Genomic DNA, 20,790 nt, shown 5'->3' on the forward strand with positions numbered 1-20,790 from the left:
TATCTAAAATCAAAAAATAAAATTCTACAGTTTAAATTCTAAAATCCCTCCTCTTCCCCTTGCACAGCAGCTAAAATTTTCTTATTTTTAAGAATTGAACCATGCCGTTATGATAGAAATCGATATAGAAAAAGAAAACAAAGCAATTGCTCACGAGTACAAAGAGCTGCTTCGCATCAGTTACCAAACCTTAACCACAGAGGATAAAAAGGTGATACGCAAGGCGTTTGATGTTGCTGTGGACGCACATAAGGATCAGCGCAGAAAATCTGGCGAAGCCTATATATTCCACCCCATTGCAGTTGCCAAAATCGTAGCCTCAGACATTGGTTTGGGAGCAACTTCTATAGCAGCGGCTCTAATGCACGACGTTGTAGAGGATACACCGATCACCGTCAAAGACATAGATAAAATGTTTGGTCCAAAAATCGCACAGCTGGTCGAAGGATTAACAAAAATATCTTTGGTACAAAAAGATCTCAATGTATCAATGCAGGCAGAGAATTTCCGCAGAATGCTTTTGACTCTAAATGATGATGTACGTGTAATCCTGATAAAAATTGCTGACAGACTCCATAACATGCTGACCATGGATTCTATGGAAGACCACAAGCAAGTCAAATTAGCATCCGAAACCTTATACATTTATGCCCCATTAGCACATCGGTTGGGACTCTATAAAATAAAAAACAAACTGGAAGATTTAGGTTTAAAATATACCGAACCTGAAAGATACAATAACATTGTCAGCAGAATAAGAGAAACCAAGGAAGAACAGGATCTTTACATCAAAGACATTTCTGAAGTGCTCCAAAAAGCTTTAGATGAAGAAAATATAGACTACATCATTAAAGGACGACCAAAATCCATTTATTCGATAAATAGAAAGATGCTGGCGCAAAATGTAAGTTTTGACGAAGTCTATGACAAATTTGCTTTACGCATAGTTTACAAGTCAAATCCGCACGACGAGAAATTCTTAGCCTGGAAAATTTACTCCATTGTGACAGATCATTACAGACCCAGCCCAAGCCGGTTACGTGACTGGATATCGTCACCAAAATCAACTGGTTACGAAGCCCTGCACATTACCGTAATGGGACCAAAAGGCCGTTGGGTAGAAGTACAGGTTCGAAGCGAGCGTATGGATGAAATTGCCGAAAAAGGATATGCTGCACATTATAAATACAAAAACGGAGCTACCGAAGAAAACGGTCTTGATGTTTGGTTAAATCTTCTGAAAGAAGCACTGGAAAACTCAGAAACGAGTGCAGTAGATTTTGTAGAAGATTTCAAAATGAACCTGTACTCCAAAGAGATTTATATTTTTACACCGAAAGGAGAAATCAAATCCCTTCCAAAAGGAGCCACATCACTGGATTTTGCATTCAGTATCCACTCAGAAATTGGAATAAAAACAAGAGGAACAAGAGTCAACGGAAAATTAGTCCCTTTAAATTATGAATTAAAAAGCGGTGACCAAGTCGAAATTATCACTTCTCCTAATCAAAAACCAACCATCAACTGGCTGGATTTTGTGACCACGTCGAGAGCAAAAAACAAAATCAGAAACGTTCTCAACGAGAATACCAAGAAAATTGCCGAAGACGGAAAAGAACTTCTTACCCGCAAACTAAAACACCTAAAAGTAGCCTTAAATGAACAGACTACTAATGAGTTAGTGAATTTTTTTAAACTAAAAACCAGTCTGGATTTATTTTACAGAGTTGGTGTTGGATCTATTGACAACCAGCAATTAAAGGATTATGCTAGCCAAAAAAGCAACTCTTTAATCAACTTTTTCAAAAACAAAATTAAACGTAACAACAATACTCCCAACGAAGACATCCATAAACAAGTCATCAGCAACAATTATGACATGCTGGTTTTTGGCAAAACGCAGGACAAACTCGATTACAAATTATCCAGCTGCTGCAACCCAATTCCGGGAGACGAAGTATTTGGTTTTGTAACCATAAACGAGGGCATTAAAATTCACAAAAAAGACTGTCCAAATGCCATTGCATTACAGTCCAATTATGCTTACCGAATCATGCAGGCCAAGTGGATCGACTCCACTCAGCAAGATTTTAAAGCCACCATTAACATTATGGGAATGGATAGTTTAGGACTTACAAACGAGCTGACAAAAGTGATTTCAAACAACATGAACGTGAACATACAAAGCATTTCACTCAATGGAGAAGCAGGTATTTTTAAAGGACAAATATCTGTAATTGTGCCCAATATCACCATTTTGAAGAAATTAATGGACAACATCAAAAAAATTGACGGAATCGACAAAGTGACCAGAGTCTACAAAAACTAACTTTAAACATTAAAATTGTTTAATCGTCAACAAAATAAAAAGCTTCAAAAATCATTTGGGCGTGCCACCATCCCGAAAAAAGGGCTATTCTCTTTGCGGGTACACGCCCTTTTATCGGGATGCTGTCGGGCTATCCGTGCTACTTCGGTAGCTTACTCCTATCCCTCACGCGAAAATAAGAAGCTTAATTTTCATCAGAAAAATTCACAAAAAATAAAGCTCGAACACCAAAAAAATTAAAGTAAACTCCTTAGAATTAAAACCCTATTTTTTTATACTTTTAAAATAATAATTTATCTTTGCAGGATATGACACTCATTTCTACAGATAACAACAAAAATCAAGAGATTGTAAAAAACGTTTTTACAATGTATCTTGAAAACAAAGGACACCGCAAAACACCCGAACGTTATGCCATCCTTCAGGAAATATACGAAAGTGAAGAACATTTTGATATAGAAAACCTATATCTCAAAATGAAAAACAAAAACTACCGTGTCAGCAGGGCAACCCTTTACAATACAATCGAATTATTACTGGACTGCGCCTTAGTCCGCAAACATCAGTTTGGACAAAATCAGGCTCATTATGAGAAATCTTATTTTGACAAACAGCACGATCATATCATTATGACCGACACTGGTGAAGTAATTGAATTTTGCGACCCTCGAATTCAAACAATCAAAAAAACAATTGAAGAAATTTTTGATATCGAAATCACTAATCATTCCCTATACTTATACGGAAACAAGAAAAAAACAAACACAGAAGACACAATAGAAAATTAACTGCAAATAAAACATAGAATGACTGTAGATTTATTATTAGGATTACAATGGGGAGATGAAGGAAAAGGAAAAATTGTTGACGTTCTTACCTCAAATTATGATATAATTGCTCGTTTTCAAGGAGGACCAAATGCAGGGCACACTTTAGAATTTGACGGAATAAAACACGTTCTTAGAACTATTCCATCTGGAATTTTTCATAAAACAGCTATCAATATTATTGGAAACGGAGTAGTAATTGACCCTGTAGTTTTTCAAAAAGAAATCGAAGGTCTTGAAAAATTTAATCTGGACATCAAAAGTAAATTAATCATTTCAAGAAAAGCACATTTAATTTTACCAACACACCGCTTACTTGATGCTGCTTCGGAAGCATCAAAAGGAAAAGCCAAAATCGGTTCTACGCTTAAAGGAATTGGACCAACTTACATGGACAAAACCGGCAGAAACGGATTGCGTGTTGGAGATACAGAATTAGAAGATTTCGAAGAGCGCTACAGAGCATTGGCTGACAAGCACGAAGAAATGATTAAATTCTACGATGTTAACATCCAATACAATTTGTCCGAAATGGAAAAAGAATTCTTCGAATCTATCGAAGTTTTAAAAACATTAGACTTTATTGATAGTGAAGAATATTTAGCGCAAGCCCAAAAAGCTGGAAAATCAATCCTTTGCGAAGGTGCTCAAGGATCTTTATTAGATGTTGATTTTGGAACATATCCTTTTGTAACTTCATCAAACACAACAGCCGCTGGTGCTTGTACAGGTTTAGGAATTGCTCCAAACAAAATCAAAGAAGTGTACGGAATTTTCAAAGCTTACGTTACACGTGTAGGAAGCGGACCTTTCCCTACTGAACTTTTTGACGAAGACGGTGCTACAATGGCCAGTGTAGGAAACGAATTCGGATCGGTTACAGGAAGACAAAGACGTTGCGGATGGCTGGATTTAGTAGCTTTAAAATATGCTGTTCAAATTAACGGAGTAACACAATTAATGATGATGAAAGGTGATGTGCTTTCTGGTTTCGAAACTTTAAAAGTATGTACCGAATATAACTATAAAGGGAAAAACATTTCGCATTTCCCTTATAACATCGAACCGGAAAATGTAACTCCAATATTCAAAGAATTCAAAGGATGGCACCAAGATTTAACAGGTATGACCACTTACGATCAATTGCCGATTGAATTAAAAGAATACATCGAATTTATAGAAAAAGAAGTCGAAGTTCCAATAAAAATTGTTTCTGTTGGACCGGACAGAAAGCAGACAATTCTTAAATAATACAGCTAACGTCCCGATAAACCGGGACGTTTTTTTATATTCAAAAGACAACTCTTATGGACAATCCAAAATATAAAATACAAAAAACAGAACTGCTGTCCGACAATTGGTATATTCTAAACAAAGTTACTGTAGACTATCAGAAAAAAGACAATACTTGGGACACTCAAGAACGCGAAGTATATGACAGAGGTAACGGAGCTGCCATACTTTTATACAATAGTACAAAAGGAACTGTGATACTAACCCAACAGTTTAGACTCCCAACGTATTTAAACGGAAACAAAAGCGGCTTAATGATTGAAGTATGCGCTGGATTACTAGACAAAGATGATCCCGAAGCCTGCATTATCCGAGAAACTGAAGAAGAGACAGGCTACCGTTTGCCTGCAGTTAAAAAAGTTTTTGAAACCTACATGTCTCCAGGTGCAGTGACCGAAATTCTATATTGCTTTATAGGAGAATATGACAATAGCATGAAAGTAAGTGCTGGTGGCGGACTTGAACACGAACATGAAGAAATTGATGTTATAGAAATCCCTTTTGACCAAGCTTATCTTATGATCGAATCAGGAGAAATAAAAGATGCTAAAACGGTCATGCTGCTGCAATATGCCAAAATTCATGATTTGGTCTCCTAAAAATTGGAAGATGGTATAGAAAATCAAAATTCTGCTTTCATCTGCCTAATTTATATTATCTGTTGGTTATTTTATAAAATGGAATTTGCTGCAAAATACCAAAATAGCAAAGTAATAAAAGAAAGAGGAATTCCAAAACCAATCATCATACTGCACAATCTAGGCTTTAAACCATAAGAAGCAGCAATAATACTGGACGAAATCATAGGCGCCATTGCCGCTTCCATAAGGGACACTTGAATCATTTTAGAATGCTGATCCAAAACCACAACATACAATAAATAAATTATCGCAGGAGTCAATATTAATTTATAAAAAAGTCCCAAACCTAAAAATTTAAAGTGCTTGCTTCTTCTGTCAAAACGCAATTGCAAACCTACCGAAAGCATTGCCAGCGGAGTCATCACACTTCCTATCTTTTGCAGACCATACTGAATGTATTGATGAAAATCAAAATGAAACAGGTTCATAAAACAAGCCAAAAGAAAAGCGATAAACGGCGGAAAAAAGATTATTTTCTTCACTATTTGCACTCCATTAGAACTTCCTTTAGAATATAAAGTGGCAACAAAAACACCTAAAGTTGAAAGCACGACAAATGTTCCCGGCTGGTCAACCAAAATAGCCATTTTCAATCCCTCTTCACCATACAAAGCCTGAATAATAGGAAATCCTAAAAAAGAAGTATTACTGAAACCAGCAGTCATAATCAAACACCCTGTGAGTTTTCTAGACCATCCGTACTTCTTGCCTAGTAAACTAAAAAACAACCAAGAAACAGTAAAACTGATCCAAGTTACAGCAATCGGGTACAATAATTTTGTATCCAACTCAATTTTTGGAATGTAAAATAAGGCTAAAGAAGGAAGACAAAAATAAATAACAATATAATTCAACCGCTTGTATGTATTGGCCGGTAAACGTTTTACTTTTTGCAAAAGAATGCCAAGCAATAAACAAACGAAGATTAAAATTATGTTGTACATAAAGCAGAATTGAATGCAAAAATACCATTAATAATCTATTTTAATAAATGTAAGCTTTGAAATTATTAATAAAAAAAGCCGAACAAGTGAATTTAATTCATATATTTGTAATATATTTTATTACAGTATGATTTCAGGTAAATTTGCCATAACAGTTCACATTCTAACATTGCTGTCTAAATTTCCAGATGAATATCTATCATCGGATTTTATTGCAGTAAGCATGAATCTGCATCCGGTTTTGGTCAGAAAAGAAATAGCAAACCTGAAAAAAAATAATATTGTAGAAAGCAAAGAAGGCAAAAATGGAGGAACCCGTTTACTGAAATCCGCTTCAAACATAACTTTGGATGTCATATTCAAAATGACTTTTGATACGGTAACATTAGGTTTTTCAAAGAACGAACCAAATCCAGATTGCCCAGTAGGCAAACAAATCAATAAAAATTTAGAGAATTTATATGAAGACATTAATCAGACGATCAGCATGCAATTGAGCGACATTACATTGAAAGATTTTTCAAATAAATTTTAATTCTATTTTTTTAACCAAAACTGTAACATTTTTTATTACTTTTAAATACATATAATTATGAAAATCGCAATTATCGGAGCCACAGGATTTGTAGGTTCAGCAATTTTAAATGAATTAGCAGACAGAAACCATGAACTGACTGCCATAGCAAGAACTCCAAAAGACACTCCAGAAGCTAAATGGATTGCCGTAGACATTTTTAATACAGATTCTTTGGCAGAAATCTTAAAAGGTCATGATGTGGTTGTTAATGCATACAACTCAGGCTGGACAAACCCAAACATTTACGATGATTTTATCAAAGGTTCAAAATCAATCCAAGAAGCAGTAAAAAAATCAGGAGTGAAACGGTTCATTACCATTGGTGGTGGCGGAAGTTTATTTGTTGCGCCAAATTTACAAGCTGTTGACACTCCAGACTTCCCAAAAGAATATTATGTTGCCGCTACAGCAGCAAGAGATTATTTGAACATTATTAAACAAGAAAAAGATTTAGATTGGGCATTTTTCAGCCCCGCTTTCGAAATGCACCAAGGAATTACTACAGGACGAACAGGTAAGTATCGTTTAGGCTTAGAGAATCCGGTTTTTAACGATGAACAGCGAAGCATACTTTCGGTAGAAGATTTAGCAGTTGTTATTGCCGATGAAGTAGAAACTCCCAAACATCATCAAGTTCGTTTTACAGCGGCATATTAATCCCGTTTAGAAATATAAAATAATCCAATTCAATTTCCCTCTCCTTTGTTGAGGGATGGGATGAGGATAAATAAAAACAGTTTCAAAACAATTGCGTTTTTGAAACTGTTTTTGTTTTCACTACTTTTACTTTTCAAAAAGAAAAGCATTTTGCCTAACAAAAAAAATAACCCAAGCGCTTTGAACGAAAAAGCCGGTGTTTCTTCTCAAGAAACAATCAGCTCAAATGCTATACGCCAAATTAAGGAATCCAGAAAAAAACAGCCTTCTGCAAAAGAATTAATTGACGGCATTTTGAAAGAAAACATAACGGCTCTCAGCCGTGCAATCACATTAATTGAAAGCACTAACCCTGCTCATCTGGAAAAGGCAACTGAAGTTATCAACGGCTGCTTGCCACATGCCAACAAATCAGTTCGAATAGGAATCACAGGTGTTCCTGGTGTTGGCAAAAGCACTTTTATCGAAGCTTTTGGCAAACATCTAACTAGTTTAGGTAAGAAAGTTGCTGTTCTTGCTGTAGATCCAAGCAGTACCATTTCGCACGGAAGTATACTCGGAGACAAAACCCGAATGGAAGAATTAGTGAAAGATAAAAATGCATTCATCCGACCCTCTGCATCTGGAGAAACTTTGGGAGGAGTTGCCCGAAAAACACGGGAAACCATAACACTGTGCGAAGCATGCGGTTTTGACATCATATTAATTGAAACCGTAGGCGTGGGGCAAAGCGAAACTGCCGTTCACAGCATGGCCGATTTCTTTTTACTGCTAAAAATTGCCGGTGCCGGCGATGAGCTTCAAGGCATAAAACGAGGCATTATGGAAATGGCAGATGCAGTGGTTATCAATAAAGCCGATGGAGATAATATAAAAAAAGCGCAATTGGCAAAAGTCGAATTCAACAGGGCATTACATCTATTTCACCCAAAAAAATCAGGATGGATTCCTACTGTCGCTACCTGCAGCGCACTTACTCACGAAGGCATTGGAGCCGTTTGGCAAACTATCCTGGATTATCTTGAACTAGTCAATTCAAATCATTATTTCGAAGAAAAGCGCAAGGAACAAAACCTGTTTTGGATGATGGAAACTATTAATGAACAATTAAAAGACAATTTTTACAATCATCCTGAAATTCAAAAACTCTTAACTTCAACTAAGAAAGCGGTTTCAACCGATGAAATTTCACCTTTTGCAGCCGCTCAATTATTATTAAAAAAATATTTTAAATTTTAATTCTCTCTATGTAATATATTTAATAACAAACTTTTCTCAATCGAATACATTTTCATTTAACGAATGTTGCCTACTGAATTTTTAGCCGTATCATGTTTTGTTTTCAGTAGCCCTTTCTCAATAGTAAAACCAATGCGGACTTGAGTTTTTAATGTGTCTTTTAAACCCAAATTTGTTTTTTCGGCTATCACAAATGTTAATTGATATTCGCCATCAAGTAAATCTAATACTGCATTATTTTCGTTATCATTAATTTTCAAAACTTTTTTTTCTGAATCTGAATTTACAGTTCGTCCGGTAGTGGCATACGAAGCTGCTGCGGCTCCACTGCCGCCGCCAGCTAAATTACCCACACTCGAAACTGCTGCTGAAATAATCGATCCGCCAGGCAAAGCACCACCCAATAAAGATGCCCCTTGTGCCAAAGCGCCACCAGCCGCATGTAAACCTTGATTTACTTTTTCTCCAAAAGCAACGCATTCATTACTGTTCAATTCCTTAATACTCTTATCCGTTGTATTGACTCTATAGCCTTCATTGGAAGGGAATAAAACAATACATCCGCCTTCAGCTAATATCACATTTATTTTTCCAGAATTTACTTTTTCACCAAAAGTGGCTCCCTGTGTCTGCTTTGCGACAGTAACATTCATCGAAATTCTATTTGGCATTCCGTTACTGTTTATACCATTTATATTACTTTTTTGAGCAGAATCACCTAAAGTGCTTTCCAAACCGGAACTGGATTTATTAATTTTTTCCTTTACTATTTTGGTTTCTTGTCCTTTTACATTTGCCAAACAAAACAATACCATTGCTGCTGCAAAAAAAGTTGTTTTAAGATTTTTCATATCGCTTCACTTTAAAGATTTATTATAGATAAACAAAGTCTAATTTTTGTTACCCTCTTTTACTTTTAAAATCAACATTATTACAAAAAACTGAAAATTAAGATATTAAAGTTACAACTATTTCATCAGACAGTTGCTTTAATGTCTAGCATCTTAAAATAAAAAAACTGCAAAAGCTGTTTATCCAACTTTTGCAGTTTATATACAAAACAAGTTACTATAAAAAATTATCCTGATACCATTGCACTTGTTCTTTCAAACCTTCGTGCAAACTGGTTTTTGGATGGTATCCCAATAACTTTCTGGCTTTATCAATCACTGCTTTAGTTCTTAACTGATCGCCGCTCCTAGCCTCCACAATTTGCAGGTCAATTTTTTTATTTAAAATTTGCTCAACAATTTCAATACCATGCTGCGTTGTATTTTCTTCTTCTGTCCCCAAATTGATAATTTCATTGTTAATTATATCTTCCTTACCAATGACGCTTACCACACCATCCACAATATCCTGGACATACGTAAAACTCCGTAAATGATTTTCACTGCCCTTAAACAAAGGAAAAGAAACATCATGTAATGCATTTGCTATTAGCTTGGTATATAACTTCTCGGGTCTTTCTCTTGGTCCATAAACAGAATACAATCTCAAAGAACAAGCTTTTAATTGCCCAAGTCTGCTGCTTTCTAAAACCAATTGCTCCGCTGCCAATTTAGTCACACCATAATGAGAAACGGGAGTTGGAGGAACTGATTCATCAAAAGTCGCATTCATGCCATAAATTGAGGAAGTAGCTATATTTACAAAAAGATTTAAATTTTTATTTTTTAAAGCAAAATCAAGTAAATTTTTGGTTCCAACAACATTGTTTCCTAAGTAATCTTCAAAACTGGAAATTGCAGAAATCCCAGGCTGCGCGGCAAAATGAAAAATATAATTAAAATCTGTTGGTAATGCTTGAAGCTGTTCAATAAACCGCAAATCTATTTTCTCAATCACGATCCCTTTTACCTCCAAAGCTTTTGCATTTAAGTCTTTTAAAGATACATCGTAATAATCTGAAAAATTATCCAAACCGACCACATCATTTCCAAGTGATTTCAGCCTTTCAGCAACATGTGAACCAATGTATCCTGCTGCACCTGTAACTAATATTTTCATAAATAAAAATTTTACATATCATATAAAAGTAAGAATAAACATTATTATCTTTACCTAATAGCTTGAATTTTAATAAAAATTTAATCTAGCTCTTCTTAAAATAAAATACTTTTGTAAAAATTCCATCAGTTATGAGTTTTGAATTAACAATCATTATACCAGTTTATAACGAACAAGACAACCTGAATCGTGTACATCAAGAAATGAAACAGTTCTTGAGCATCGCTAAAAAAAAGACAAAAATTCTATTTGTCAACGACGGTTCCAAAGACAACAGCCAATCGCTTATTGAAAAAATCTGTGAAGACAATGAAGAGTTTACCTTTATTTCTTTTGAAAAAAACGCAGGTCTAAGCGCGGCCATAAAAGCTGGTTTTGATTATACAGATACTCCTTGGGTTGGCTACATAGATGCCGATTTGCAGACTGCTCCCGAAGATTTTAATATACTAATGAAATATGCAGAGGATTTTGACTTGGTTACCGGAGTAAGATCGAACCGAAAAGATTCTTTTACAAAAAATATGTCTTCAAAAATTGCCAATGGCATTCGAAGAGCTTTTACCAATGACGGTATGGACGATACTGGCTGTCCCTTGAAAATTATCCGTACAGATATGGCTAAAAGAATCCCAATGTTTAATGGTCTGCACCGCTTTTTACCGGCTATGATTTTGCTTCAAAACGGAAAAGTCAAACAAACTCCAGTAAGGCATTTTCAAAGAATAGCCGGTGTATCCAAATTCAATCTATGGAATCGTTTATTAGGACCGCTTCAAGATTGTTTTGCCTATTTGTGGATGAAGAAAAAATATATTAATTACAGTGTAGCAAAACAAGGGTAATGAATAAAATTATCATTTATTCGATAGGATTCATTGCCCAAATTTTGTTTTCGAGCAGAATGATACTGCAGTGGATTATTTCTGAAAAAAACAAAAAAATCCTAACTCCAGTTTTGTTTTGGGAAATCAGCTTATTTGCTTCTTTTTTGCTATTTGTATACGGCTATTTAAGACATGATTTCTCGATTATGTTAGGCCAAACTATTACGTATTATATTTACATTCGTAACATTCAGCTTCAAAACGATTGGAAAAAATTACATATACTTTTAAGATGGTTTGTACTTCTTTTTCCTTTTTTTATTGTTGGATATGGTTATAATAACAACGTGATTGATGTAGATTTCTTGTTTAAAAACGAATCCATGCCAAAATGGCTGCTTTGGACAGGCATTACAGGTCAAGTATTATTTACATTACGATTTATTTATCAATGGCTTTATTCTGAAAAGAAAAAAGACTCTGTCCTGCCGTTGGGCTTTTGGATTATCAGTCTGACAGGATCGCTTATTATTTTTATTTATGCAATAATCCGTAAAGACCCTGTATTATTAGCAGGTCATGCCATAGGTTTAGTCATTTATTCAAGAAATATAATAATCATAAAAAAGGATGGCAAAATTAATTCATAATTACACTTTTTGGCTTTTCATAGTAGCCTCTTTGATGCTTTTTCCCCATTTGGATGTTATTGAAACCAACATCATGGAGTCCCGTAACTTTATAACGGCCAGAGAAATGGCAACTCATAATCACTGGATACTAACGACTTTAAATGATTTGCCCCGTTATGAAAAACCGCCGTTACCAACTTGGCTAACTGCCGTTTCAGGAATGTTTTTTGGCTTTGACAGTATTTACGGCATGCGTTTGCCTGTTGTTTTAATTACATTGCTGCTTGTTTTTGGCACTTTTAAACTTTCTGAAAAAATGGGTTTATCCCAAAAACAAAGTTTCCACAACGGGCTTATATTAGTCACCTCTTTTTACATCTATTTTGCAGGAAGAGACAATCAATGGGATATGTACACTCATAGTTTTATGATAATCTGCATATTGTTTTTATGGAATTTGCTGAATGATTCTAAAAAGCCTCTTTTTAATTCTGTAATGGCTGGGTTATTTTTTGGTCTCTCCTTTTTAAGCAAAGGACCAATTTCAGTATATGCGCTGTTAATACCGTTTTTAATTGCTTATGGATTTACTTATAAATTTCAATTAAAAGACAAAAAAATATACCTCACACTCATTCTTCTGATAGGCATAATTATTGGTTTGTCCTGGCCTTTATATGTAAAATGGGCTGATCCTGCAACCTATTTAAAAGTCACCAAACTTGAAAGCAGCCGATGGGGAAACTACAACACCAGGCATTTTTATTATTACTGGAGCTTTTTTACCCAAAGCGGTATTTGGACAGTTCCAGCTTTTATAGCTTTAATTTATCCGTATTTAAAAAACAGAGTCAGCAATTTGAAAACCTATCAGTTTACGCTGATATGGACATTAGCCTCAGTAGTATTACTTTCAATTGTACCCGAAAAAAAATCAAGATATTTATTGCCTGTCTTAATTCCTATGGCTTTAAACACTGGGTTCTATATTGAATACTTAGTAAATCATTTCAAAAACATCAGTGCAAAAAAAGAAAAAGGAATTGTTTATTTTGCTTTTGGACTTATCACCCTTATCTGCTTCGCTATTCCAGTTGTGATTTTCATCAAAGTAAAAAATGATTTTGCAGGTTATGAATTTTGGCTGATTGGATTAACTCTTTCATTATTTACAATAGGCTGTTTATTGTTTACCTATCTAAAAAACAAAAATTTCACAAAAGTATTTTATGGCGTAATAGCTGTACAAGTGGCAGTGGTTGCCTTTGGTATTCCATTTACCAAACTTATTTTAAAAAATCCAGATTATGCCAGTGCTAAAGCAATTAGGGACAATGAAAAAAATCTGGGAATTAAAACCTATGAGCTGAATGCATTTACTCCCGAAATAATTTGGGATTATGGATTTAGCATGCCTATACTGTTAAATGAAAAAACCAAAAAACTAAACTTACCTGTTGAGGATAAATTTGGTTTATTGGCTTTTAAAACTGACAGCGTTACTGCAAAAAAAGAATTTAGCAGTTATAATTTAAAAGAGTCTTCTTATATAGATTTGAATCATGTTCCAAAAGGTTCAAAGAAACATAACGACCGATTGACAAGAATATACTATATCGTTACGAAGAAATAATTATTCTTCGTAGCGGATTATTTCCCTATCATAAAACTCATTGGCAAGAACAATAAGCCCTTCCATTTCGGCATTCAACTCGGCTTCATCAAGATCTTCCGCTTCTTCCATGAATTCTACTTCATCGTCTTTCAGATTGATAATAAATCTTGGGTAATCCAAGTGAATGATAAAAATATCATCTGGAAAATCGGTATTGTCGCCTAGTAAAAATTTTGGTAATTCCATGTTTTAAAGTTTAATCGTTTATTGTTTATTCGGTAAACGGTTAAACAAATAACCGTTTAACCAAAAAAATTATTTATCCGACAAAATAACTGGGGCACTTCCTTTTCCATTCATAAAAATAATTTTGGAATTTGGTGAAGCTGCTAGTTCTTTTTGTGCTTTAATCTGTTCATATTGCAGTTGCTTATCCGTCAATCCTAGAGAAATAATTCTTTGATAATCGGCAATACCCTGTGCTTCTACTCGTTTGCGTTCGGCTTCCTGTTTTTCTTTTTGAAGCACGAATGTCATTTTTTGGGCATCCTGCTCGGCATTAATTTTACTTTCTATCGATTTTTTCACCGAAATCGGAAGATCAATATTTCGAATCAACAATTGTTCCAATACCAAGCCTCTGGTTTTAAAATCAGTTTCTATGCTCTTAAAAATTCGTCCCTGAAATTCATTTCTTTTAGTCGAATACAAAGCCACAGCATCATAAAAAACAGCGTTGTCCCTTATTCTGGTCCTAGTGATTGGTCTCACAATTTTATCGGTATAATCCACCCCTATATTCTTAAAAATCTTTGGAGCATCACCAGGAACAACACGATACAAAACAGTCAAATCAATAACCACTTCCAATCCGTCATTGGACAAAACACGAATGGCATCGTCTCCTTCCTGAGCACCTTCGCCGTGAACCGCAGACATGGTGTAATTTTGAGTTTGAATATCAAATTCTGTAATATCCAAAAGAGGGTTTATAATATGCAGACCGCTTTCTAACACTCCTGAATCTACACTTCCATAAAGTGATTTCACTCCGACTTTTCCTGCATCAATTTGCTTGAACATAGAAGAGAACAATCCTAAAACAATTAGAATAAACCCAAAAATTCTAAATAAACCAGTAAATTTAGAAATCGGATTAGCCTTATTGTTCAATATAAATCCAAGAATCAGTAAAATTACTCCAAGAATAATAAATAGTATCATTTTATAGTTTTTTAATTGGTACGGTGATTATACGTTAAAACCAATTATAAGTTACATTCTTACAAACACTTATTCTCCTGAATTTTCCAAAATCAACTTTTTTGTCAAATAGGCAAATCTAATATATAAGAACACAGCGGCGGCAGTCAGACCAGCCAAAAGACCAATCCATACTCCAACCGCTTTCAAGTCAGTATATTTCCCTAAATAAAAAGAAATAGGAAAACCTACCACCCAGTATGCCACAAATGTAATGTACATTGGAACTTTTACATCCTGCAGACCTCTCAAAGCGCCCAAAACAACTACCTGTATTCCATCCGAAATTTGAAAAATTGCAGCAATCAACAATAATTTTGAAGTAATCATAATGATTTCTCTATTGTCTAAAACTTGTGCAGAATCATGCATATTTAAAAACAAATGTGGCAGCAGATTATGAAAAACTACAAAGATTAATGCAAAAACGGCTTCGGTAATTACTGCTAATAAAAAAATCGATCTCGCTACGACAATTAAATTTTTATAATCGGCCATCCCTCTAGAATGCCCTACCCGAATCATCGCGGTAACGCTCAAACCCATAGCTACCATAAACGTTGATGAAGCCAGTATAAGCGCAATCTGATTGGCCGCCTGACTGTTTTTGCCCAAAGATCCTGAAAGCCATATTGCTGCTGTAAACAAAGTCACCTCAAACAGCATCTGCATAGCCGAAGGAACTCCAAGATCAACGATTTTTTTGATTATGGATTGTTTAATTTCTTTGAACGTAAAATTTTTAAAATACTTCTTCATAACTGGATTGTGCATCATCAGATAATGCATAAAAGCTACCATAAAAATTCTGGAGATCACTGTCCCCAAAGCGGCTCCTGTCACTCCCAGTTTCGGAAAAATCCAAAACCCGTAAATCAGTACATAATTAAAAATCACATGCACAACATTAGTCAGAATAATAGAATACATCGAGTATTTAGTAAAAGACAATCCATCAGCAAACTGCTTATAGCCCTGATACATCACAACTGGAATCAAAGAAAATGCAACCCAATCAATGTAAGGAGCAGCCAATAATACCACCGCCTCCGGCTGATCCATAAAATACATCAGCTGCTTGGACAGTACTGTCAGCATAAACAGCGAAACTCCCAGAACAGTGCATAACAACAAGCCATGATGGAATGTAGTTCTGATTTTTTTATCATTTTTCTCAGCATCAGCTTCGGCCACCAAAGGGGTAATCGCTGTAGAAAATCCGATCCCGACAGCCATAGCCAAAAATATAAAACTATTACCCAAGGAAACGGCTGCTAACTCAGTAGAACCCAAATTCCCAATCATATAATTATCCACAATCCCTATCAGAGTATGTCCCAGCATCCCTAAAATTACGGGGTAAGCCAATTTAATATTATACGCAAATTCTTTAGTGTACTGTTCAATCTTCATTTTAAATTTATTGAGTCGGCAAAGGTAATTAGAACAAACCTGATTCTATTAATATTATTTCAATTATAAAAAACTTAACCGCACATCATCTTTAAATTATGTAAGAATTCCAAATAATTCTATAATCCACAAGGAGGTTATCAGCTATACTTTTGTCAAACATCCTTTACATGGGTGCCTAATTATATTTTATTACAAACTAAAAATTAAAATCATGAAAGTTACAGAAAGAATCAAAATCGTTATGGTAGCAGCAATCACAATACTATTCGCTAATTATTCCACTGCACAAGAATCATCAAGCTCTCAAAATTATGACCAAGGGTTTCGTTTGGGAATCGGTATCACCGGCGGATATGCCGTACACGATCCATACAAACTAGCATTAGGTGCAGATGCCAGATTACAATATGATTTATCCAAAAGATACTCACTAACTTTAACAACTGGATACAGCCGTTTGTTTGTGAGTGAAGCTGATGGAGATGATCTTGGGTTTGTTCCAGCAAAACTGGGTTTTAAAGCTTTTATTTGGAATGATCAGTTTTATATAATGGGCGAAGGCGGTGTTGCTTTTGTAACCGATCCTCATTATCACAATACTTCGTTGCTTTTGGCACCAAGTATTGGTTATGCCACAAAATATATCGACATTTCTTTGCGCTATGAGCATTATAATGACTTACCAAGATGGAATAATAATGGAAGCTTAGGTAAAGGCGTTGGCCAAGTAGGCGTTCGCGTTGCTTATGGTTTTGATTTGTAAAAACATTTAGAATCTTACAAAAAAATGCCCTGGAAATTCAGGGCATTTTTTTTGTTTAAAATTATTTCAGTGTTGACACTTTTTTTAATACAGATTTTTATCTGTCAAAGTCTTCATAAAAGCTATTAGCTGTTTTTTCTCTAAAGGGGTTAAATTTAGCTTATCGATCGGCAAAGTTTGATTAGTCAAGTTAAAACCTAAACCTTGTCCACCTCCAAGATCATAAAAATCTACAACTTCTTCTAAAGTTTTAAAAACACCATTGTGCATATAAGGAGCTGTTAAAGCAATGTTTCGAATTGTTGGTGTTTTAAAAGAATAACGATTTACTTCAGCATGTGTCAGATCATATTTTCCAAAATCAATATCCAGCTTTTTGTTTCTTCCGGGAACACCAAGAACTTCACTTTCCGATCGGTCAAAATTGGGAGGAACTGTTCCGTTTGTTAAAGGAATAAAATGACAGGTGGCACATTTGGCTTTGCCTGCAAATAAATTAAAACCGGCTATTTCATCAATATTAAATTTTTCTTCCTCTCGCATAAAACCATCAAATCTGGAGTCATAATTACTCAGAGATCGAATGTAGGATGCTAAAACATTTTTAATCGCAAAAGCGGTAATTTCTTTATTTGGAAATGCTTTTTTAAAATCGGCAGTATATTTTTTGCTCTTTTTTAAATCCGAAACAGATTTCTCTAAAGACCCGTGCATTTCATTCTCATTTGTAATTACGGCAACCGCTTGATCTTCGAGATAACTTACTCTCGAATCATAAAAAAAACTACGCTGAAAAGCGATATTGGAAAGTGTAGGCGTATTCCTTTTCACCATCATTGTTCCATCCAGAGAAACTGCTTTCTCCAAACCATCTGTAAAAGCTTTGTCCGCATGATGGCAAGAGGCACAAGAACGGGAATTATCACCCGACAAAACGGGGTCATTAAACAGCATTTTGCCCAATTCAATTTTTTCTTTTGTCGTCACATAATCTGGAAATCCAGAGAAGGCTTCAGCATCAAAAGCATTTTTATCAAATAAGGTCTGAGCTGTCACTTTCAATCCCCGGCTTTCTTTAAAAAAAGGAATTTTTAAATCCAATTGCATCTGATAAATCGCTTTACTCAAAGGATTCAAATATTTTTTGATAAAATAAGCTCGGTCAAATTCATTAAAATTTAAATTTTTATTCAAATACTCTTTTCCTTCTTTTAGTCTTTTCAGAGCCACAGAGTTTTGTGGATTTTCCTCATAAACAGTTAGCTGTCTTTCAATAGTTTCCAATGAAGTTATTGCTTCCGGCAAAGAGTTTTGGGCAATTGGCGAATCATATCCAGTGATTCCTAATGTAATGATTCTAAAAACCTGCAGACGAATAGCGTCAAAAACAGAAGAATCTGTTAACTCATTTGTTTTTGAAATCATTTCTAAACGATACAAATTAGCATTTAGGATTCCAATTTCCTCTAATAAATCTTTTTTTTCAATCGAATCAAACTTTGGAAAAAGATACTCCTCAATAACCTGAAGTCCTACAGGCGGAACAGTGATCCCTTCATCGACCTCATACTCATCCAGAGCCGGTCCATTTATTGCCTTAGAAACTGTCGGAAAATAGTACTCACAAATAGACTCTACTCTTTTATAACTTTGATGCACTTTTAAAAACTGAATTTGAAGTTCTTTTGACGCAGCATCACTTTCTGCCAAATGCTGTAATTGAATAACTTCTCCTTGTAAAACAACCAAATCCGACTTATACAAATCGTTAATCTGTTCCGCTTTGGTTTTAGAATCAGAACAAGAAAATAGTAAAAAAGAAATCAAAAGGAAAACAATATTTTTCATATAAATGATTAAAATGTAAAAAACAGAAACCACGGTTTCAAAAAATAAAACCGTGGACTTCTGAAAAAAAATAAAAAAACTATCTAGCCAATCCTTTAATCAAAACAATTTGGCTCGCTTGATTTTCTTTAGGCCTGCCACCACCACCGTCAATATTTGTATACTTCTCACCTGTCCAAGTATGAGGCTGTACACTTAACAAAAAAGTATCATCAATTCCCAATTGCTCAGACACGTCAATCAAAGCACCGTATTCCCAAGAACCAAATTTTGAGGTTCCGCCAACATTGTATTTTGCAGCATCAGATGCAGTGCGGCGATGATCCAATTCTACTACTACACTTAGTTTTTTCGTAGCAATATTGTACTGATATATGTATGCATCATGAGTTTCATCACCATATCCATTGGCATCTTCTTCAACATATACATAATTTTCAGTCACACAAATGTTATCCGGATTTTGAAATTTTCCTGCAATTCCAGTACGGTCGTCTCCGTCAAGCAACACCTGTAAAGTTCCAGCTAAAGGATTTGCTACATCTAAATTCAACTTATAAACCCTTCCGTATTTAGTTCTAGAAGCATCCGCATTAGTTGTAGTGATATCTTGACCGGTAACATTAAAATAAATTTCACGATCGGCATCACCACCGCCTTTTCTGTAATCTAAATCTTCAACTCTTCCAAATTTAATTGCAGAAAGCGTATTAACTGCAGCATTGATTTGAGCACCTGTCAAATCGGTATGATTCTCAATTTTTATAAAAGAGACCGGATAATCCTTCCCCGTAACCATATCTTTTTCCCTTTGGTTACCATCAGTTCTTTTCATCATATACAATGAACCGTTTGTAAGATCTCCAACAGTATTGGCAACATACATAAACACTTGCCCACCATAAGTTCCCGAATCATCATCACCAATAACTACAACAGTTTTACCTGCAAATGCAGTTTTTCTTAAAGGCAAAGCATTTTCGGCACTTAAACGCCCGAAACTTTTAATCGCTTTAGATACGTTTGCCGTCCCCACATCTCCATAAGGATTTAATGCATGCGTTTGAGACTCTTCGCCAGATTCACCACATGTTAAGTAAGTTGGCCCAAAACCGTGTTCAGCCGGTGTAGCCATCGTAGCACCACATAACCTCCAAGTTCCCCCTTTTGAATTCAATAAATATTCACCTTTTACTGGTTTGAATGTTTTATCCAAAGTGATTCTTGATACCGAAAAATTATCCTCTTGGTTAACTAAAAATGTAAAAGTTCCATCATCATTTTTCAATAATCCAGAACCGTCTGCAGAACCACCAAAAACATAATTTGGGCTTCCTGCCAAAACATCATCTGAACTAATAAGTGAAAACAATTCCAGTTTCTCAAAACCAGCTTGTTTTTTCAATAAAACAGGTGTTACAGATTGGTTTGAAGCTAAAACAACACTATTTATTGGATTTTCTTCTTCATTTTTATCATTGTTACATGATAGTAATGACACTACTGCAAGTATCGGTAAAATAATTTTTTTCATTTGGTTATTTGTTTAAATTCATCGCAAAGAAACTTCCATATTTTAAACTAAAGATGAAATTAGCATTAACAAAACTTCAACAAAAACAAATTATCACTTCTAAAAAACCAACAATTGCGTACTAATTCACCTAATATCTAATAAAATGTGATTTTATATAACACTTCTTTACCAATTAAAATTTCGGGTTTCCCTTCCCAACAAAAAAGACTATTTTTGAGGAGCTAAATCCAGCTGTTCGTTACAACCTTTTTCAAGAACTGCTTTTTTTTCTAAGCACTTGCAGGAGCTTCCGTTGGTCGCTCTGCCAGTACAAGAAAAAAATAGCCCTTCTTTTCAAAAGGATTTCCACTTCCATCTGGGCTAGGGCATTCA

At 34.9% G+C, this 20,790-nt stretch carries 19 protein-coding genes; 11 read left to right on the forward strand and 8 right to left on the reverse strand.

The window, feature by feature from the left end:
• The first annotated feature begins 109 nt into the window (after positions 1 to 109).
• From CLU83_RS11200 to nudK, 4 genes are all read left to right on the forward strand, one after another.
• Entirely contained in the window at positions 110 to 2,329 is a 2,220-nt protein-coding gene (locus CLU83_RS11200) for a bifunctional (p)ppGpp synthetase/guanosine-3',5'-bis(diphosphate) 3'-pyrophosphohydrolase (protein WP_100431689.1), read from the forward strand.
• A gap of 308 nt (positions 2,330 to 2,637) precedes the next feature.
• Positions 2,638 to 3,117 carry a Fur family transcriptional regulator gene (locus CLU83_RS11205; protein WP_100431690.1) on the forward strand — a complete coding sequence of 160 codons (480 nt, stop codon included), beginning with the start codon at positions 2,638 to 2,640 and terminating at the stop codon, positions 3,115 to 3,117.
• Positions 3,118 to 3,135: 18 nt separating this feature from the next.
• Positions 3,136 to 4,407 carry an adenylosuccinate synthase gene (locus CLU83_RS11210; RefSeq protein ID WP_100431691.1) on the forward strand — a complete coding sequence of 424 codons (1,272 nt, stop codon included), beginning with the start codon at positions 3,136 to 3,138 and terminating at the stop codon, positions 4,405 to 4,407.
• A 56-nt stretch (positions 4,408 to 4,463) separates the two neighbouring features.
• Entirely contained in the window at positions 4,464 to 5,048 is a 585-nt protein-coding gene (gene nudK, locus CLU83_RS11215; RefSeq protein WP_100431692.1) for a GDP-mannose pyrophosphatase NudK, read from the forward strand.
• A gap of 71 nt (positions 5,049 to 5,119) precedes the next feature.
• Here nudK and CLU83_RS11220 read toward each other — a convergent pair whose 3' ends face one another.
• Complete coding sequence (locus tag CLU83_RS11220; RefSeq protein ID WP_100431693.1) at positions 5,120 to 6,034, reverse strand: AEC family transporter; 915 nt, start codon at positions 6,032 to 6,034, stop codon at positions 5,120 to 5,122.
• Positions 6,035 to 6,161: 127 nt separating this feature from the next.
• Between CLU83_RS11220 and CLU83_RS11225 the strand changes: the two genes are divergently transcribed.
• From CLU83_RS11225 to meaB, 3 genes are all read left to right on the forward strand, one after another.
• Entirely contained in the window at positions 6,162 to 6,569 is a 408-nt protein-coding gene (locus CLU83_RS11225) for an Rrf2 family transcriptional regulator (protein WP_100431694.1), read from the forward strand.
• Positions 6,570 to 6,626: 57 nt separating this feature from the next.
• Complete coding sequence (locus tag CLU83_RS11230) at positions 6,627 to 7,268, forward strand: NAD(P)-dependent oxidoreductase (RefSeq protein WP_100431695.1); 642 nt, start codon at positions 6,627 to 6,629, stop codon at positions 7,266 to 7,268.
• Positions 7,269 to 7,418: 150 nt separating this feature from the next.
• A complete protein-coding gene (gene meaB, locus CLU83_RS11235) occupies positions 7,419 to 8,507 on the forward strand; it encodes a methylmalonyl Co-A mutase-associated GTPase MeaB (protein ID WP_232727069.1) in 1,089 nt (362 codons plus the stop codon).
• A 56-nt stretch (positions 8,508 to 8,563) separates the two neighbouring features.
• Here meaB and CLU83_RS11240 read toward each other — a convergent pair whose 3' ends face one another.
• Entirely contained in the window at positions 8,564 to 9,358 is a 795-nt protein-coding gene (locus CLU83_RS11240; protein WP_100431697.1) for a hypothetical protein, read from the reverse strand.
• A 217-nt stretch (positions 9,359 to 9,575) separates the two neighbouring features.
• Positions 9,576 to 10,517: an NAD(P)-dependent oxidoreductase gene (locus CLU83_RS11245; protein ID WP_100431698.1), complete on the reverse strand. Its 942-nt coding sequence runs from the start codon at positions 10,515 to 10,517 to the stop codon at positions 9,576 to 9,578.
• 131 nt (positions 10,518 to 10,648) lie between these two features.
• On the opposite strand from CLU83_RS11245, the gene CLU83_RS11250 reads away from it, so the two are divergent.
• Genes CLU83_RS11250 through CLU83_RS11260 form a run of 3 tightly spaced genes read left to right on the forward strand, consistent with a single transcriptional unit; the run spans position 10,649 to position 13,609 of the window.
• Positions 10,649 to 11,362 (forward strand): glycosyltransferase family 2 protein, encoded by a 714-nt coding sequence (locus CLU83_RS11250; RefSeq protein WP_100431699.1) that lies wholly within the window; start codon positions 10,649 to 10,651, stop codon positions 11,360 to 11,362.
• The gene (locus CLU83_RS11255; RefSeq protein ID WP_100431700.1) at positions 11,362 to 11,994 is read left to right on the forward strand and encodes a lipid-A-disaccharide synthase N-terminal domain-containing protein; all 633 of its coding nucleotides are present in this window, start codon (positions 11,362 to 11,364) and stop codon (positions 11,992 to 11,994) included. The genes CLU83_RS11250 and CLU83_RS11255 overlap by 1 nt, the downstream gene beginning before the upstream one ends.
• The gene (locus CLU83_RS11260) at positions 11,975 to 13,609 is read left to right on the forward strand and encodes a glycosyltransferase family 39 protein (RefSeq protein WP_232727070.1); all 1,635 of its coding nucleotides are present in this window, start codon (positions 11,975 to 11,977) and stop codon (positions 13,607 to 13,609) included. Before CLU83_RS11255 ends, CLU83_RS11260 begins: the two co-directional genes overlap by 20 nt.
• On the opposite strand, the gene CLU83_RS11265 is transcribed toward CLU83_RS11260, so the two are convergent.
• The 3 genes from CLU83_RS11265 to CLU83_RS11275 all read right to left on the reverse strand — a co-directional run bounded on the left by CLU83_RS11265 (position 13,610) and on the right by CLU83_RS11275 (position 16,267).
• Positions 13,610 to 13,837, reverse strand: coding sequence for a hypothetical protein (locus CLU83_RS11265; protein ID WP_100431701.1), 228 nt, complete (start codon positions 13,835 to 13,837; stop codon positions 13,610 to 13,612). It lies immediately after the preceding gene.
• Positions 13,838 to 13,906: 69 nt separating this feature from the next.
• Complete coding sequence (locus CLU83_RS11270) at positions 13,907 to 14,815, reverse strand: prohibitin family protein (RefSeq protein ID WP_100431702.1); 909 nt, start codon at positions 14,813 to 14,815, stop codon at positions 13,907 to 13,909.
• A gap of 69 nt (positions 14,816 to 14,884) precedes the next feature.
• Positions 14,885 to 16,267, reverse strand: coding sequence for an MATE family efflux transporter (locus CLU83_RS11275; protein ID WP_100431703.1), 1,383 nt, complete (start codon positions 16,265 to 16,267; stop codon positions 14,885 to 14,887).
• Between the two features lie 214 nt (positions 16,268 to 16,481).
• On the opposite strand from CLU83_RS11275, the gene CLU83_RS11280 reads away from it, so the two are divergent.
• A complete protein-coding gene (locus tag CLU83_RS11280) occupies positions 16,482 to 17,033 on the forward strand; it encodes a hypothetical protein (protein WP_100431704.1) in 552 nt (183 codons plus the stop codon).
• An 84-nt stretch (positions 17,034 to 17,117) separates the two neighbouring features.
• On the opposite strand, the gene CLU83_RS11285 is transcribed toward CLU83_RS11280, so the two are convergent.
• Positions 17,118 to 18,881: a cytochrome-c peroxidase gene (locus tag CLU83_RS11285; protein WP_100431705.1), complete on the reverse strand. Its 1,764-nt coding sequence runs from the start codon at positions 18,879 to 18,881 to the stop codon at positions 17,118 to 17,120.
• Between the two features lie 79 nt (positions 18,882 to 18,960).
• Positions 18,961 to 20,415, reverse strand: coding sequence for a hypothetical protein (locus tag CLU83_RS11290; RefSeq protein WP_100431706.1), 1,455 nt, complete (start codon positions 20,413 to 20,415; stop codon positions 18,961 to 18,963).
• Positions 20,416 to 20,790 lie beyond the last annotated feature (375 nt).

The organism is Flavobacterium sp. 1 (genome assembly GCF_002797935.1).
Lineage (GTDB): Bacteria > Bacteroidota > Bacteroidia > Flavobacteriales > Flavobacteriaceae > Flavobacterium.